At 57.0% G+C, this 17345-nt stretch carries 10 protein-coding genes, 1 other RNA gene and 3 pseudogenes; 3 read left to right on the plus strand and 11 right to left on the minus strand.

The window, feature by feature from the left end:
• The 3 genes and pseudogenes from AACY49_RS25035 to AACY49_RS25045 form a co-directional block, all read left to right on the plus strand.
• Nucleotides 1-200 (plus strand): annotated as a pseudogene (locus tag AACY49_RS25035) (IS66 family transposase); the annotation flags it as partial.
• Nucleotides 201-713: 513 nt separating this feature from the next.
• Nucleotides 714-1943 (plus strand): group II intron reverse transcriptase/maturase, encoded by a 1230-nt coding sequence (ltrA, locus tag AACY49_RS25040; protein WP_339527057.1) that lies wholly within the window; start codon nt 714-716, stop codon nt 1941-1943.
• A gap of 82 nt (nt 1944-2025) precedes the next feature.
• A pseudogene (locus tag AACY49_RS25045) lies at nt 2026-2199 on the plus strand (transposase domain-containing protein); the annotation flags it as partial.
• A 157-nt stretch (nt 2200-2356) separates the two neighbouring features.
• Here AACY49_RS25045 and AACY49_RS25050 read toward each other — a convergent pair.
• The 11 genes and pseudogenes from AACY49_RS25050 to AACY49_RS25100 all read right to left on the minus strand — a co-directional run bounded on the left by AACY49_RS25050 (nt 2357) and on the right by AACY49_RS25100 (nt 17258).
• Nucleotides 2357-6151 carry a hypothetical protein gene (locus AACY49_RS25050; RefSeq protein ID WP_339527059.1) on the minus strand — a complete coding sequence of 1265 codons (3795 nt, stop codon included), beginning with the start codon at nt 6149-6151 and terminating at the stop codon, nt 2357-2359.
• 307 nt (nt 6152-6458) lie between these two features.
• The gene (locus AACY49_RS25055; RefSeq protein WP_339527061.1) at nt 6459-8387 is read right to left on the minus strand and encodes a helix-hairpin-helix domain-containing protein; all 1929 of its coding nucleotides are present in this window, start codon (nt 8385-8387) and stop codon (nt 6459-6461) included.
• A 13-nt stretch (nt 8388-8400) separates the two neighbouring features.
• On the minus strand, nt 8401-9171 hold the full coding sequence (locus AACY49_RS25060) for a PP2C family serine/threonine-protein phosphatase (protein WP_339527063.1): 771 nt from the start codon (nt 9169-9171) through the stop codon (nt 8401-8403).
• Nucleotides 9156-9815, minus strand: a complete 660-nt coding sequence (locus AACY49_RS25065; protein WP_339527065.1) for a vWA domain-containing protein — start codon at nt 9813-9815, stop codon at nt 9156-9158. Before AACY49_RS25065 ends, AACY49_RS25060 begins: the two co-directional genes overlap by 16 nt.
• Before the next feature lie 118 nt (nt 9816-9933).
• Nucleotides 9934-10200 (minus strand): annotated as a pseudogene (locus AACY49_RS25070) (Arm DNA-binding domain-containing protein); the annotation flags it as partial.
• A gap of 186 nt (nt 10201-10386) precedes the next feature.
• Nucleotides 10387-10784: a transfer-messenger RNA gene (gene ssrA / locus AACY49_RS25075) on the minus strand.
• Between the two features lie 116 nt (nt 10785-10900).
• Complete coding sequence (locus AACY49_RS25080) at nt 10901-11176, minus strand: hypothetical protein (RefSeq protein ID WP_258697630.1); 276 nt, start codon at nt 11174-11176, stop codon at nt 10901-10903.
• A 328-nt stretch (nt 11177-11504) separates the two neighbouring features.
• The gene (locus AACY49_RS25085; protein ID WP_339527067.1) at nt 11505-14315 is read right to left on the minus strand and encodes an FAD-binding and (Fe-S)-binding domain-containing protein; all 2811 of its coding nucleotides are present in this window, start codon (nt 14313-14315) and stop codon (nt 11505-11507) included.
• Complete coding sequence (locus AACY49_RS25090; RefSeq protein ID WP_339527069.1) at nt 14312-14983, minus strand: LutC/YkgG family protein; 672 nt, start codon at nt 14981-14983, stop codon at nt 14312-14314. Before AACY49_RS25090 ends, AACY49_RS25085 begins: the two co-directional genes overlap by 4 nt.
• Nucleotides 14983-16437 carry a LutB/LldF family L-lactate oxidation iron-sulfur protein gene (locus tag AACY49_RS25095; protein ID WP_339527071.1) on the minus strand — a complete coding sequence of 485 codons (1455 nt, stop codon included), beginning with the start codon at nt 16435-16437 and terminating at the stop codon, nt 14983-14985. The genes AACY49_RS25090 and AACY49_RS25095 overlap by 1 nt, the downstream gene beginning before the upstream one ends.
• Nucleotides 16434-17258, minus strand: a complete 825-nt coding sequence (locus tag AACY49_RS25100) for a (Fe-S)-binding protein (RefSeq protein ID WP_339527073.1) — start codon at nt 17256-17258, stop codon at nt 16434-16436. The genes AACY49_RS25095 and AACY49_RS25100 overlap by 4 nt, the downstream gene beginning before the upstream one ends.
• Between the last annotated feature and the right edge of the window lie 87 nt (nt 17259-17345).

The following is a 17345-nucleotide window of genomic DNA, read 5'->3' on the forward strand; positions in this document are numbered from 1 at the left end:
TGCTGGCTCAGTTGAAAAGCTGGATGGAAAAGACCCAACCCCAGGTCACCGCTCAAAACGCCCTGGGCAAAGCCATCAGCTACCTGGCGAGCAACTGGAACAAACTTGAACGGTACGTCGAGGAAGGTTACTTGCCGATCGACAACAACGCTGCCGAACGCGCCATCAGGCCCTTCGTGATCGGAAGAAAGAACTGGCTGTGTGTGTCACGAAGGAGTCGTCATGACGACGAGATGAAAACGGCGGCATGACACTCCATGTTCCAAGGTGGATGGAGGTAGGCCCTCCGGTCAGGGCGTACAGGCGCACTGATCAAACGACCCGATGCTGCGAACATGTTCAGCATGTTGGTGGTGAGCGATTCGGGAAAAGGCAGAGAAACTACTGTCACGTAAGGCCCAGGTAGTTGAACGCAAGTGAACTGACTGATGAAGCGACGAAATCTCCACTGGTGTCAAAACGGGTTTGTATAGCCGGGCCCCGAGAAGTGCAGAGGACACCTGTCTACCGACTGCACGGCACCCGTTGTTAAGGCAGCAAGAACCTGAGCCAGGCCATTTTGGGGAACGTGAGAACCTATCCTCGGCACGTACCGTGGGGATAGGGACGGACTCACCCGTAGTAGTGATGAAAGACCTGTAATGGGGCTGGAGCGAAGGGGTGGGGATCACTTTCGTTGTGCGGGACACAACTCAAACGAGGATGACGTTTTAGTGCAGCGAAAAGCATTCGAAATACCGAAATCGCTGGTGTGGATGGCGTATCAGGATGTACGCCGCAATCGTGGCGCGCCTGGCTGTGATGGTCAGACGCTCACGGACTTTGATCGGCAACGCGATCATAACCTCTACCGCATCTGGAACCGGTTGTGTTCAGGGTCGTATTTCCCGCCACCTGTACGGGAAAAGCGCATTCCAAAAGACAACGGCAAGGAGCGCATCCTTGGCATTCCTACGGTCTCTGACCGGGTAGCCCAAGGCGCAGTGAAAAGATATGTGGAGGCTGTGATCGATCCGATTTTCCATCCTGACTCGTATGGGTACAGGCCCGGAAGATCGGCCCACGATGCTTTGCGTCAATGTTCCATTCGGTGCCGTCGTAAGAACTGGGTACTGGAAGTGGACATCAGCGCGTTCTTCGACCACGTTGGGCATGACCTGATCATCAAGGCTCTGGAACATCACCAGATGCCGAAATGGGTGATCTTGTACTGCCGACGCTGGCTGCAAGCGCCGATGCAGAGTGAGACGGGGTTGCTTCAGGAACGGGGACGAGGAACACCTCAAGGGGGTGTGATCTCGCCCTTGTTAGCCAATTTATTCCTGCATTACGCCTTTGATCGTTGGATGGACAGGACGCATCGCGGCGTGCCGTTTGAACGGTATGCCGACGATATTGTTATTCACTGCACAAGGATGAGCGAGGCTGTTCGAATCAGGGAGAGTCTGACACGACGGATGAGTGAAGTAGGCCTGACCATCAACGAAGAAAAGTCGAAGACTGTCTACATCGACACCTTTGAGCGGCACAACGTCGCGACGAGCTTCACCTTTCTCGGCTATGACTTCAAGGTGCGAACCCTGAGGAACTCCAAGGGCGAACTCTTTCGTAAGTGCATGCCGGGAGCGTCGATGAAGGCGATGCGCAGGATGGTAGACACGATCAAACACTGGCGCATCCATCGATCCACGACGGATGACCTGAGGGATTTTTCTCGCAGGTACAACGCTGTGATTCGAGGATGGATCGAATACTACGGTAAATTCTGGTACAGAAACTTCAGCTATCGATTGTGGAGCGCATTGCAATCGCGCCTGCTCAAATGGATGAAGAGCAAGTACCGAATCTCTATACGTCAAGCGGAGCATCGACTGAGCCTTGTTCGAAGAGAGAATCCGGAGCTGTTCGCGCATTGGTATTTACTACGTGCATCGAATGTGTGATCAAGAGCCGTATGACGGGAGACTGTCACGTACGGTTCTGTGAGCAGCCGAGGGGTGAAATTCCCTTCGGCTGACTCGACTTGCTGGGTCGCTACGCAGCGGCAAACGCGCCGCTGCGATCATGAGTTTGATCCAGTCGGCCCGGAACAATGGGCACGATCCGTATGCCTACCTGAAGGATGTGCTGACGCGCCTGCCTACGCAGCGGGCAAGTGAGATTGCAGCGCTGCTGCCGCATAGGTGGCGTCCGGCTTAGTCGTGCAAGACGGTTTGCCCGTACGCTTACCTTGGAACGTACCGTATATTTCAAGCAATGGCTACGCAACCAGTGCTAGGAGCTTGAGACTCACAGGTCGACCGTGAGGCCGGCAAAAATCTGACTGAATGTTTTGCGTTTCCGTGACTGCCCCGCACTATTCGAATCGCTCGTCCTGTGCTCGGTCTTGCTCAGTCTCCCACTTACGCGCCAGCGCGATGTCTTGCGCCAATTTGGCCTTGGCTTCGGTCACGAAAAGTTTGAGTTCGGGCAGAGCATCCGTCTCAAGACTGTCCAGCAATCGAGCGTTAGCCTCAATCAGCGCCGCTAGCGAGCCGCTCCAAGGGTTCGGTCGGAACCGTTCGATAAACACGGCTATTACACTTTCTGGGGCCGGCGCGCCGGCGATAAGAGTCTTTGCTTGCTCAGACCAGATAAGTGGATCATTCGCTTTGGGGCGACGTGCGAACGTAATGATCGCGGCAGCACGTGGGTAACGGCTATCGCGATCTCCTTCACACCAAGAGATTAGTAATTCGCACGAGATTGAATCAACTGGGTTGGCCCGATTGCGGCCGGTGTATTTGAACACGGACACTCCAGCCCGCAGGTCCTTTTCATCACCTGTGAGTAGTGCATCTAGGACGGCTACCGGCTGAAGTTCAAGTAAAGCTTTGAGCAAATCATCGTTGTCGAATGCATAGACGTCACGGGCCGCAATGGCCTTTTTCAGCCTCAATGCAACCTCCCCCGCAATTAGCCTGCCTTCAGGGCCCTTAAGGCAGAATCTTACAAGGTCTGCCAAGTAGAAGTCGTCGCGTGCGTTACCCTTCCGGAATTTTATGCCCTGGAGGAGCTCTTGACCAACCTCGAGGAGCTCCGGTACGTGCTTCTGCTGTGCAGAACTATCCGAATGGAGAAGCCTGAACAGAAGCTCCAAGGCCACGTTGAAGCCGTCGGGTTGGTTTGCTATGAGGCAGAGCAGATCCTTGATCACACCGCTTGCCATATGAATGTCAATTCGCGACAGCGTTAAATGTTGGTACATCCAGACCGGTACTAGCCTCTCATTTAGCGCTCGTTTCAGCCGTTCAACCCCGCGCGCATCTAGTATCACGGCGGAGTGCAATTCCGGTAGGAACGTTATCAAGACGGGCTGATCAAGCGCCGAGTCGAGAAGTTGCTGTGCAAGGTTTCTATCATGCTCCCAAACTTCGGCTAAAAAGCCCTTGAGTAACTGAATGTCACGGTGCTCTAGATCAGTTTTCTGAAGTCCTTCAACAAGCCTTTCCCAAGTAGCACGTAGATCCGGTGACGCACCGGCAAGCCCACGCCCAAATGTCCAAGTCCTGTTTCCGCCGCGGAGGAGGTCAGGCAGTAGCTCTGTGAACACGCTGTCATCAATTGCTACCGCTGCACCGAGCTGAAGAGCGCTCACGTCTAGGCGTTCAGATGCACGTGATAATCCACTATTTACATCAATCTCTTCTAACTCAAAGCTGTCATAACTTTTACCTAGCACCACTGCTCGCACCTGATCCGAAATGCCGGACGGTCTCAAATCTGCCTCGAGTGCCGATAGGCGTAATGATGCCTCAGGTGTCAGCCAATCCTTATCAAATTGAATTATCTCCCGACAGGCTGACCAACCGGCGCGCCAAAATCGTTCACTGGAAAAAATACGGAATAGACGCTCGACGTCATCCTGTAATGGCGCCAAACCGCAGAGACCACGAAAGTTACGCGCCAGCAAATCACGTAGCTCGGGCTTGAGGTTTTCCTCAGAGAGGAACAAGCGTTCTATTAGACTAAGGGCTGCCGCATACCAGCTCATGATGTCGACTTCTCTTTGCGGCCGGTACCCGTAGTCCCGTGATCGGGCGCCAAACTCGAATTGGTAACTCGAGCTAAAATTATCCACCTCCAGCACTTTATCTAGAGCAGCCAAACCTAACTCCAGTGCTTTGGCTTCACCAGATTTGAGAAGCTTCTCTACTACGCTAAGGCGTTGCTCGATTGTTGCGTGCGTTCCGGAAAGGTAGATCGTGAAAAGAGAGGTGAGGGTGTCAGATGCCTCCTTGGTTTCCTGCTGATCTTCGCTCTGCATTGCAGCTCGAGCGAGCAGTTTGGTACTCCGTTCAAAGAGGACGGGGTCGTAAGCGAGAGAGCGCAGTAGAGAAAGGTGTCGCTGCCATGTCGCAATCGCGATGTCAGGTTGGCAATTGTCGACTCTTTCTAGAGTTGCTAGTGCCTTCTCCGGTAGCACGGGAGCGACGTTTTCGAACATCTCTTTCCCGAGGTCGCTCAAAGCTGTGACGTCGCCTAGGAGGCCGTCAGGATCGAGCCATCTCTTTACTATGGCAAGGGCTTTGGGGTGGTCGTGTAGGAACGACAATCGTCGCGAGAAGGATCTTGCAAGACGCTCGGTTCCGCCCTCGATCAGATGCTGATTAATGAGGTCATAGGGCAAATCCTCAAGCGCACGAGCAGCGAGCCGGTTCGCGATGGCGTGCGGGAGCACCGCCCGCCAAGTACTGCGCTGCTGTACGAGGTCCCGCCGGAGCAGTTCGTTTACATGACGGTAGGTCTCCAGCGGAGCTTGCCCTGCAAGCGAGGCTAGCCGTGGGATTTCAGCTTCTTCTCCGACAAGTGCTTCGCCTTGAAAGGAGTAAACAAGCGAGCAAGCTTGGGCGGCAAGGAGCAGTGCATCATTTGGGTCTTGTCGTTGCCGAAACAACCGCTGGAAGAGCTCGTCGTTCGAAAGGCCAGCGATCGAGTCTGATCGCTCAACCGTCTCGGCTAGTGCGATCGCAATTCGGGCGTTGCCGCCCGATGCCTCGGCAACGGTACGCGCGTTCACTTGAGACAGGTATGGGTAGCGGCGTTGGAGCAGCTTCTCGATTAACTCCGGCGAAGACGTTTCAAGAGTGACAACTTGAGTTCCCTCGGGCTGATCGTCGCGTACATCGTACTCTACCGTGATGACGCTAACGGTACTGTCATGTCCGCTACATAGATCTGAGAGCCTACGGTGCAGATCTGGAGGGCAGTTGTCCACAATAAGGATCGCTCGCGTGCGGTTCGCGATTAGGTCAGAAGCCAGTCCGGTTGGTTGTGGGGTTGGGTTGTCAGATAAGTTGGTGTAAACGGCAAGGGACGGTGACAGTGGGCGCGAGCCGATCCGAGAATCGAATAGGACTTGGACAAGACGAGTCTTCCCAACGCCTGAAAGACCGACTAAGCGCACCATTTTACCAGGGTGAGCTAGCATGTCGCGAAGCTCATCGATGGAGTCGGCGATCGGCTGAGTGGGAGCATCGCTGTGTTTATCTAGGTGCAAACGCAGCTTGTCATCCATCAGGTACTCGGCATCTATGCCTTCAGTCGCGCCGCTCCAAGGCCCATAAGGACGCCAACCCAATAGTGCCCTACCAACCTTCTCCTTGACCCAAGTTATAAGCCCAGGGTGTTGTCGAACCCACGTCGCCAAGCGAGTACGGTCGTAGAAATCGGTGTGGAGTTGACCTGCGTCGTCTACGCCGTCCAATGCCTCACGCAACGCATTTTGGCGATTGCGGAGAGCGCCGTCGGCTGTTGATCCTGTGGAGCTGACAATAACGTAAGCTCCCGACTCATCTGCAAGTTCTTGTATAACAGGGCGTATCACGCCCGCGGGCCGCATCTCGACTAGGATGGCGGCTTTGGGCATGTCTGGTTTCTTGACTTGGAACCCGGTTGAGAAGCGTGGGACAAAGCCGTCGATAGAAGTGCCTTTCGGCAGGGCCACGCGTACGTCAAGACCCCCATCTGGTGCCGTTTGATTGCCTCCCCATGTCACAGCCGCCGCTGACAAGCCGCGGCTCACCAGTTCGGCTTCGCATAGCCGCCCGACCAACTCCCTTAGATCTGTATCGTCGAGCTGATTGATGTCATCAGATGTGATGTCGAACATTTCATTTCTCATTGGTCGGGGGGCGGTATTGCGCTTCGCGATGCAGTGTTTCGATACTTGAGTCTCAGGGCTAACGTCGGTAAATGACCTCCCTCAAACAGGGAGGCATCCTTAACCAACCTTAACAACCCAGGCGCACACGGCTAAGCCCTCTAGCCCAGTAAATCTGGGTCTTTTGTCGAAAATCTTCTGCGTATGTGATCGCTATATTTAATCAACAGCACCGACGGACCTTAACAACCTATTTATTGTTTCTTGGCGACGGTGCCACATCGGGCACGGTAGAAGGCCGTCCATCATTGAAGCGTCATAGAGCTGCGCAGTCAGCTTCTGCTTGAGCGAGTCTCTTCGCTGCCGCTTGGATTGTGGGTTGATGACGGTGAATTGCTTGCTGCTGCTTGGTAGCGAACTGTCGAAGCTCCTGAAGTCCAGCGCGCATCTGTTGGTCGATCTGCTGCTTTCTCGCCTGTATTGCCTGTTTAACTGCATTGATATCCGCAGGAGTGACAGCCTGGCTAGGGTTGAAACGGAAGTTGCGCTCGTGACTCTTTCGCCAGTCCACCAAAGTCCTTGTGAGTACGTCACCGAAGCCTTTAATGCGACGGACCCTATTCCATTCGACGTCCCCAGCAGTCTCTATCCCGAAGCTCTGAAGCGCTGCGCGCTTCGCCGGTCCGATTCCGGGCAGGTTCGCCTTATCAATGAAATACTTATCCAGATGTTTTTGCTTTTGCCGCTTTTCTGCATTGCCTTGCAGCGAAGCTAGCTCCCTCTGCTCGGACGCAGGAAGCTGGTCGAACTCGCTCTTAAGCCGTCCCAACTCATCATGCTTATCACTGAATGCTTTTACCCCGGCTTCCCGGTTAAGCGCCTCGACGGCATGTTTGTAATGTTGCTGAGCCGTTTGCCTAGCCGAGGAACGACGGGAAAGCTCCATTCGCTTGGCAGCGCTGCCAATGTTCCAGATCCCAACTAAACCTCCGGCTCCTGCGACCATCAGCCAGAGCGTAATGGCTGGTATTGCGTTCATGGCAAAAATTACAGCCGCAATCAGTCCGATGGACATTACCCACCGAGCGCTATCAGGTACGAAGCCCGTCGGCGGAGGGGTTGCGGTAACTTTGATCTGACTGATCTGGGGAAGGGGCAGCTCGACCGGTGCTTCCACGTTACAGATTGCAGCCCAAACCTGACCGATGTTGACCGGCGTGCCTGTGGGGCCGGTCGCGTAAACGGTCGCGTTAATAAAATAGACAACGCCTTTATTTTCGAGCGCGCACCAAGGGCAATCTCGAAGGTGATTCGAAAAGACATGCATCTTGGTTTTGCCACAGACCCTCATGGCTTTGCGCATCTCGTCCAGCTCATCAAGCCACTGCTTCGCAGTCGGTCGGCGACCAGCACGCCCTTCCTCAGTGAAAGCGGCCTCGAACATGTTTTCTAGACGTGGAGGCACTAGAGACAGTGGAAGCGAATTAGGAGGGGACGTCAGCAGCCGCTGGGATGCGCTACGCGAGTAGGCGAAACGCAGTTGCTTGATATTGTCTTCAAGTGACTCGCCGATCCCATCGCGTTGGGGGACACCCGCGAAGGGATGCCGCCCGCCAAACAACAGGTGAAAGATCAGCAGGGCTAGGCCAAAGTTATCGTGGTTCGCGGTACGTGTGACACCCTTGAACGATATACCTTGTAGTTCTGGTGGGGTGTAGTGTGAGACACCCACCTCACACAGATGCAGGCGATTGCCGTCGTGTATCTGGTACGAATCGGTGTCAATCAACACGATGGTTGCCTTTGATCCGACGTACGCATTGCCATGGTTCACGTCCCCCAGTACGTGGCCATGCTCGTGAAGCGCCGTGAACGCGGAGGCGGTGTTACGTGCAGCGAATAACAGGAAGTCCCATGCGCGGTCGGGGTACTCGCTTTTGCGATGGGCAGGGCTGTACAGCGTCTGGACGGGGGTCATGCCTTCGACTTTCGCCATTACGAACCCCGTCACCGACCCCATCTTCGTCGAGTGGAGAGTGTCTTGCGGCCAGGCTGTATACTTGAGCAGCTGCTCGCTGCGGCTGCGCGACATGAGCCGAAGCTTGGCCTGCTTCTGTTGGTCCGGCGCTTCGTGGTAGACCTTCGCTACCAAGTGATTGACACCGACCATTTCATAAACAGAACCTTCACCGCCGGTGCCGAGTTTCTTGCCCAGGACGATCGCCTGTCCAGCTCCGTTGAACATCGTTCTCGACATCTCAGCCTCTGAGCAGGGCTAACGCCATCGACTTGTCGTCGTCGGTGCGCTCGTTAACTTTTTCGCTGGCTAGGAACGCTTCAAGCGCACGAGGCAATTGGTCGCGCTTGCCTGGCGTGACAGTACCGAGCACGGTGAAGAATGGGGCAAAAAAAGGAGGGTGCGGCGTACCTGTGGCCATGTCGATCGCCAGGCGTTGAACTCCATCAGAGAAAGCTGCTGCCCGCAGCACGATCCCCCCGTAAGACCGGCTCTCCAAGTGATCGAGTGCGTCCTCATCGGTGACGAAGTGGGTCATGTTGGCGTACTCGCCGTTCATCGGTTGAATTGCGAGCTCCAGTCCTTCGCCGACATCAAGGACCACGCCCCCATCTCCAATCTGAAAGACCAGCGTGCCCAGATCCGAAGACAGCAGGGCGATGAAGGTGCAGGCGTAGTCCCGAGCGGTACATCCCGCTTGCTCGGCGGTGGCGTAAATCTCCGCTCGGATAGCAGTAATTGTTTCAACCGCCAGCTGGTCGCCCAGACTTACTTCTGGCAGATTCATCATCCGCTCGACGCACGCGGTGGCCACTTCGATAGCCATCTGCGCACCATATTCGCCATGGCTAGCACTGCCTGCACCGTCAGCAACAAACAGCGCCAGCCATGGTCGCGCGCCTTGTTGGTACAGACGCGCTGAGGCGCGGTCTTGGCATACTCCGCCGCGCTCGACGTGAGAGGTACCAATGACCGCTGCGCTTACGCACTCCCAATTCAAACGTTTGCCCATCCAGACGGAGCCTCGAGCTTCACTTCGGTGCCGGGGGTCGACTGCGAAACGCTCTTCATGGAAGCGGAGAGCCACTGGAATAACTCACGAAAGCGCAGCCCCTGTAGCTTCAAGGGCTCGCGGACGCTGATCTGAGATAAGGTATCCATGTTGGCTCCTTCGACGCCGACGGCAAAGAAAGCAAACTTCTTCGCCGCCTCACCTTCCTTCACCGCTGCTGCGGCGCTCTTCCACTCATCCGTTGGGCCTCCGTCTGTGATCAAGAACACCCAGGGGCGGTAGTAGGCAATCCCGTTAGCCTTGTAGTCACCCTTGCGCATTTCGATCATGTCTAGACCCATGCGGATGGCCTCGCCCATCGGCGTATCTGCCTGTGCCTCGAGATGGGGTGCATAGAACGCGCCCGCAGCAGTAAACGGGGTTTCGATGCGAGCAGGCCCGAATGTGACGATGCCCACTTCGACACGTTGCATGGCCAACGAGTCGGCGGCCAGCTCGTCTTTAAATTGAGCTAGACCAGCATTGAGTTCGTCCAGGGGACGACCACGCATGGACATGGAAACGTCCAGCAAAAGTAAGCACGGAACCCGTGGTTCAGGGTTGGAAGCGAAGTCGTTAACTTCAAAAGCAATCTGGTCGGTCATGGCAGCCTCTCAAAAGTAAATCTTGAGCGACGGCCATCGGCCGTGACGCTCCTTGTCAGACGGCCACGCTAATACAGACTAGCTGTTGGTGCAATCAAACTGCTATATGGCAACTGCAACGCGGCAGTGTGCCCAAAGCGAGCAACTCACGCGCCTCTGCGGCTTTCTTTCGGGCGTTGGCTAGCGAGAGGTCAGAGTATGGACCAAGCGCCATGTTGATACGGCTTCTGGTCAACGGCTCGCGGTAATTGAAATTCCACATCATCGAGCCGCTGGCGCGTACTCGAAGCTGCAAGCCATCGCCGTCGCTGAGGACGAAGTCTTTACCAGTTGCCTTGATCGCCTTGAGCTGGCGATCGGAGAGGCGGGTTGCGTTAGTAGGCATGGGGGCTACCTCCAGCACCGTTTTGGTATCCTGAAAATAGCATTTGGTAGTCCGGGATACCACCTGGGATACCAAAGCGCCTGGAACTCAGAAACCCTGCAAAGCCCCCAGTAGCCCTGAAACCCCCGTATTTACTGGATTCCAGGCACAAAAAAAGACGTCCGTGGACGTCTTTAGATGATGAAGTGGTGGAGCCGGGGGGATTTGAACCCCCGTCCGCCAGTACTCCGCTGTCGGTACTACATGCGTAGCCGTGTCTATTAAGTTAACCCTCAGCGACCCGACGGGCAGGGTGCTTTGGGCGAGTTGTGTAAGTTTTAGCCGCTTCGTCCACAACGTACTGCACGGCGATTCTGTTCTATATGACAATCACTTTGGGTTTACAGACATCCCCTGGTGATTGCTGGACCCGAAGGTACCAGAAGCTCAGGATCTAAGGCTGCTTACGCAGCGAGAGAGAATTCCTGGCCGTAGGTTTCGTCATTGGCAACTATAAGTAGTTGCAACAGTGGATTTACGAGTTCTGTTACCAACTCGGCATGCACCTAAAGTTTCGCAACCGGCGTCGAATCCTAAACGGCCCCGAACCTGCTGTGTGTAACCAGCAGGTAAGCGCAGTGTACGCCAATGCGCGCGGCGAGTCGACCTTCTGTCCTTACCTGAACGTCAGGGCCGACGCCGGATTGGCTCTGGCCCGGCCCTAATGGCTATTCATGTGGCTTTGAATGTCCTGAAGCGCTTGCTGCGTCAGGGAAACACACTCTCTGTCGTTGTTGGAGGCGTGGGCGGCCTTGGCTTGTTCGGCTTTGGTGATGACGACACCTTTGGTGGCGGCGTCCAGCGTGGTGGCGCTGGACAGTTTGCTATTGACCTCCTGGAGCTTCATTACGCATTGGTCGCTGTCGTTTGATGCGTATGCGGAGGAGGCCAGCATTGTTGCAGCGATGAGCAGTCCAGCCAGGGCGGAACGCTTCATGGGTATCTCCTGGAACGGGGGTGGGATTGGGCCACGCTGATTGGGGCTTAACAAATGGACTGTGACGGCGTGCAAGGGTTCTATTTTCGCTTGCGACGGAGTGAAAGATTTTTCCGGGAGGTGGATGCGAAAAAGAGGCAAAAATGACTGGTGCCAGTCAGTTAAGACGCGCAACTTGTGGGAGCGAGCCTGCTCGCGATGACGGCGGTACATTCAGCATCTATGTTGCCTGACCCGCCGCTATCGCGAGCAGGCTCGCTCCCACAGGGACTGCGGTGCCCTTTCTGACTGGCATTAGCCAAAACGCGCTTCTTTTGGTGCCTCGGTGTCAGACCGCTCTGGCCTGGGTGACCCGGTCCACGAGGTAGACCAGCCCGTGGTAGTCGATCCCACCGTGTTGCGTCAGACCAATCTCACAGGTGCGGCTGGTGGAAATCCCTTCGCTGCATTGCTGTACCGCGTCTTTCAGTGTGCGTAACGAATGGGCGTTCAATTCCGGCGTGGTAAAGCCCTTGTCGCCGGCAAATCCGCAACAGTGAATGCCTTCCGGAATGACCACGTTGTTACTGCACTTGCGCGCAAGATCGATCAACGCCTGGCTCTCGCCAAGATGTTGAGTGCTGCAGGTGACATGCACCGCGATCGGCGCTTCCTGGGGTGTGAAATCGAGACGATCCATCAAGTGAGTACGGATGAACCGCACCGGGTCGTACAGGTCCAGTCGAACATCGCCCAGGTCTTGAACCAGCCGCAAGGTACAGGGGCTGGTATCGCAATAGATCGGGTCGAGCCCGCCGCGGCTGGCGTGCAGTAGCGCGCCGATCAGTTCCTGGCGTTTGTGTTCGGCCTGTTCGGCGTAGCCTTTGGAGGCGAATGGCTGACCGCAGCAGAGGTTGTCCTGATTGTCTGGAAAGACGACCTGGTAACCGGCCTTTTCCAGCAGGCCACAGGTTTTGTCGTACAGCGACATTTGCTCTTTATCACCCGCCGCCGGGCCCATGACCCGCGACACGCAAGCCGCGAGATACACCACCCGAGGGCGTTCGTCCGACACGCTGGGGCTGAAGCGAATGGCCCTTTCCGGCTGTGGCATGGCGTTGGTCCATTGCGGGACCTGGCCTTTGGATAAGCGCGTCAATGTTGCCGACAGCTTTGCCAAACGTGGCGCCCCCAACAGCATCCGCGCACCGTTGGCCACGTGCAGGGTGAACCGCGCGCCTTGCAACGCAGTGGCGAAATTGCCTTCAATCCAGTTGGCAGTTTTCGTATGGGTTGCCTTACGGCCACGGAGCTTTTTCACCAGCTCGCCGGTGTTGATGCCTACAGGGCAGCGTTGTGCACACAGGCCTGTGGCGGCGCAGGTATCGATGCCCTGATATTCGTAGGCCTGTTCCAGTTCGGCGGTGTCTATGCCGGCGCGTTGCTTCGCCTGGATGTCGCGCCAGATCACGATGCGCTGGCGTGGGCTCAAGGTCAGGCCTTTGGACGGGCACACCGGTTCGCAAAAGCCACACTCAATGCACTTATCCACAATCTCATCGGCGGCGGGCAGCGGTTTCAGGTGTTTGAGGTGGATCTGCGGATCGTCGCTGAGCACCACGTCCGGGTTGAGAATGCCGTTGGGGTCGAGCAGGCGTTTGAGCTGCCACATCAACTGGTAGGCGTCGCGGCCCCATTCCAGTTCGACAAAGGGCGCCATGTTACGACCGGTGCCGTGTTCGGCCTTCAGCGAGCCGCCGAATTCAACGGCCACCAACTGCGCCACGTCGTCCATGAACGCCTGGTAGCGTGCGACTTCTTCCGCGCTGTTGAAGCCTTGGGTGAAGACGAAGTGCAGATTGCCTTCCAGGGCGTGTCCGAAAAGGATTGCTTCGTCGTAGTGATGTTTGTCGAACAGCTCAATCAAGCGGTTGACGCCGCTGGCCAGTTGTTCGACCGGGAAGGTCACGTCTTCGATGATCACCGTGGTGCCGGTTTTGCGCACCGCGCCGACGGCAGGGAAGGTGTCCTTGCGGATCGCCCAGAGCCGGGCGTTTTCCACCGGGTCTTCGGTGAAGTCGACTTGCTTCTCCACCGGGAAACTCGTCAGTGACGCCATGATTTGCGTCAGTTGTTCCTGCAGCAAAGTGGAAGAGGCGGCGCGGGATTCGATCAGCAGGGCGCAGGCATTGGTCGACAGTTGTTGTACGAAAGCCGGCATGCCGGGCTTGTCCTGCACTGAGCGCAGGCTGCGCCGGTCCAGCAATTCCACCGCCGATACGGGTTGGCTTTTCAGCACAGTGACTGCGTTGCAGCAGGTTTCTACATCCGGGAACACGATCAGCGCCGACGCCTTGTTCGGGTGGTCGATCACTGTGTCGTAGGTCACCGCACTGATGAACCCGAGGGTGCCTTCGGAGCCCACCAGCAAGTGGCTCAAGATATCCACAGGCTCGTCGAAATCCACCAGCGCATTGAGTGACAGGCCAGTGGTATTTTTCAGACGGTATTTGTGGCGAATTTTCGCAGCCAATTCGGCATTGGCGCGGGTCTCGCGGCCCAATGTCGCCAGACGCTCCAGCAGCTCGGCGTGGCTCTCACGGAACGCCGCCACGCTGGTGGCGTCTTCGGTATCGAGACGGCTGCCATCGGCCAGTACCAGACGAATCCCGGCCAGGGTGTGATAGGTGTTCTGCGCCGTGCCGCAGCACATGCCGCTGGCATTGTTGGCGACGATGCCGCCGATTTTGCAGGCGTTGATCGACGCAGGATCCGGACCGATCTTGCGTCCGAACGGTGCCAGCCAGGCGTTGGCCTGGGCGCCGATCACGCCCGGTTGCAGACGTATTTGCGTGCCCTGGCCACGGATCTCGCGACCGTTCCAGTTATCCCCCAACACGATCAGCACCGAATCACTGATGGCCTGGCCAGACAGGCTGGTGCCGGCGGCGCGGAAGGTCACCGGGACTTTATCCCGTTGCGCCAGTTTGAGCAGCGCCACCACTTCATCTTCGGATTCGACGCGAATCACCAGTTTCGGAATCAGCCGGTAGAAACTGGCGTCGGTGCCGAAGGCCAGGGTCGACAGCGGGTCGTCGAAACGTCGCGTTTGAGGAATCAGTTGCTGTGCATCTCGCAGGAAAGCCGCCGGTAGACTCATTGGTCCTCCAGAATCAGAACCACCAGGTCTTTCGGGCCGTGGGCGCCGTAAGCCAGCACTTGCTCGATGTCGGCGGTCTTCGACGGGCCGGACACCAGCAAGGCGTTGGTCGGCATGCCTTGGGCCCATTCGAATTCCTGCTGCACCTGATAGAAGTTGTCGCGGATTTCACTGGCCTTGAGCAGGGCGAAATGCACCGGCGGCACCAGGCTCATCAGACGCGGTTCTTCCCGCGTCGGCCAGAGAATCAGGCTACCGGTTGCGGCGATCGCGCCGAGGGTGGTGGTGAGGCTGGCCGGTGTGTCGTTGAACAACTCGGCTTTCCATTCCTCGACCGGACGGTCGTAGGCTTTGAGTGTCGGCAGAGCAGGATTTTTCGCCCAATGCTGAGTGACACGTTGACCGTGGGGTGTCGTCGGCGCAATCAACAGGCTCGGCAACTGGCGATCCTGCAGCAGTTGCGCCAGCAATTCGGGCCAGCCATCTTTGGAGGCCAGATGAATTTCGGTGTGCACCGCTTCCATCAGTTTGCGCAGTTGCGGGATGCGTTGCTCTGGCGTGTAGGTGTAGGGCTCAGTCACCAGTTCGACATCGAAGTTGTCAGCCACCGGCGTGGTGCCCGTCAGACTGTTGCGCAACTTGGCGAGGATGTTTTGCTTGGCGTTCATCAACGGTCTCCCTGTTTGGCCAGATGCTCGCGGGCCATGTCATGCAGTGAGCGGGCCGCGGGTTTCGGTGCGCTGTGGTTTTGGGTCCACGGGCCGACATTGCTCGGCGTCATCGCTCGCAGGCGGGTGGCGAAGAAACCGAACAGGCAATAAAGCGTTGGCGAACTGTTGAGCTTCGCCCAGGCGTTCCAGATAAACCGTTCTTTGCGCGAATACTTGCTGCCCTGACCGCGCATCACTTGATGCGGGCTGTCCGGGGCTTTGACGTTTTCTTCCCGTAGGCGACGCAGCAATGCGGGGATCGGAATTTTTACCGGGCAGACTTCGCCGCAGGCGCCGCACAGCGAAGACGCACTCGGGTGGTCGGGGACTTTCGCCAGGCCCACCATGTGCGGGGTGATGATTTTTCCGATAGGCCCAGGGTAAACCTCGCCGTAGGCATGGCCGCCGATTCGGGTGTAGACCGGGCAATGATTCATACAGGCGCCGCAGCGGATGCAGTTCAGGGTCTGGCGCAATTCGCTGTCGGCAAACGCCTGGCTGCGACCATTGTCGAGCAATACCAGGTGCACTTCCTGAGGGCCGTCGAGCTCATGTTCCTTGCGCGGGCCGGAGATCATGTTGACGTAGGTGGTGATCGGGATGCCCAGGGCCGAGCGGGTCAGTAGCGACAAGAGCGGCACCACGTCGCGCAGGTTTTCCACGACTTTTTCGATACCGGTGACGGCGATGTGCACCGGCGGTACCGTGGTGGTCATGCGCCCGTTGCCTTCGTTTTCCACCAGCAGCAGGGTGCCGGTTTCGGCCACGGCGAAGTTGACGCCGGAGACGCCGATGTCCGCTTCGAAGAATTTCTGCCGCAAGACTTTGCGACCGATCTGAATGAGTTGGTCAACGTCCTTGGTATACTCCACGCCAAGTTTGTCGTGGAACAAGGACGCGACCTGACCGGCATTCTTGTGGATCGCCGGCATAATGATGTGTGAAGGCTTCTCGTGGTCGAGCTGGACGATGTATTCGCCCATGTCCGACTCCAGGCATTCAATGCCTTGAGCTTCGAGGACATGGTTCATCTCCATCTCTTCGCTGACCATCGATTTGCCCTTGATCACTTGCCGCCCCTCGTGAGCGCGGATGATCGATAAGACGATGCCATTGGCTTCGTCCACCGTTTCCGCCCAGTGCACTGTCACACCGTTGCGGGTCAGGTTCTGTTCAAGCTGCTCGAGCAGGTCGGGCAACTTGGATAACGCACGGGCGCGGACCGCGTTGCCCAGCGCTCGCAAATGTTCTCTTTCATGGGCATCGCTGAAAGACGCTGCCCGTTTGCTCATCAGTGAGTCCATCGCCGTGCGAAAGTTGTTTCGCAATTGCGTGTCAGCCAAAGCCTTGTGAGCCCGGCTGCGGAAATCTTCTTCTACGGCGACCGTAGGAATAATCGTGGAGCTGCTCATCGGGCACCTCCGGTTCGCTGCCAAAGGAAGCTGGCCAGATGCTGACCGCGCAACGCTTCCTGCTGTTTCTCCAGCGAGCCGTTGATGTTCATCAGGCAACCGCAATCGGCACTGAGTACCTTGTGCGCACCGGATTCCTTCAACGCACGGGTCTTGTCAGCCACCATCGCGCCGGAAATATCTGGCATACGGACGCTGAAAGTCCCACCAAAGCCACAGCATTCACTTTCGTGGCTGTGGTCGACTCGCTCCACATTGCTCAGCTGCGCCAACAACTCACGGCCATGCAGGTGGGTGTTCATTTCACGGCGTGCCGAGCACGACGTGTGCAACGCCACTTTCACCGGTTCGCCGCTGTCCTTGAGCTGCACCTTGCAAACAAACAGCAGAAACTCGGCCAGCTCGTACGTCCGGGCGGCCAGGGCCTGAACCTGTTTCAGCGTTTGCGGCTCGTCCTTGAACAAGTCGGCATAGTGTTCGCGCAACATGCCCGCGCAAGAACCCGACGGCACCACCACCGGATAATCCCCGGCAAACAATGCCAGTTGCGAGCGCGCCACGGTCCGGGCCTGTTCGGTGTAACCCGAGGTGTAGGCCGGTTGCCCGCAGCAGCTCTGCCCTTGCGGGTATTCGACACGAATGCCCTCGCGTTCCAGCAGGTGGATCGCGTCCATCCCGGCTTCGGGGTAGAACAGATCCAACACGCAGGTTCCGAACAGGTACACCCGTGACGGTTTTTCGCTGGGGTATTGCCGAGGTTCGGGCAGTGGCGGGGCGACGCGGGTCGCGTTCGGCACGGCGTTGTAAAAAAGCTCGCTCATCAGGTGTGTCTCCGGGTGGTCCCGGTTATCCGTCCGCTGAGGCTGCTGAATATAGAGAGGGAAGCTTTCAGCAGCCTTGCAGACCCG

It is taken from the genome of Pseudomonas sp. EL_65y_Pfl2_R96, from assembly GCF_963970905.1.
In the GTDB taxonomy this organism is placed as follows: Bacteria; Pseudomonadota; Gammaproteobacteria; order Pseudomonadales; family Pseudomonadaceae; genus Aquipseudomonas.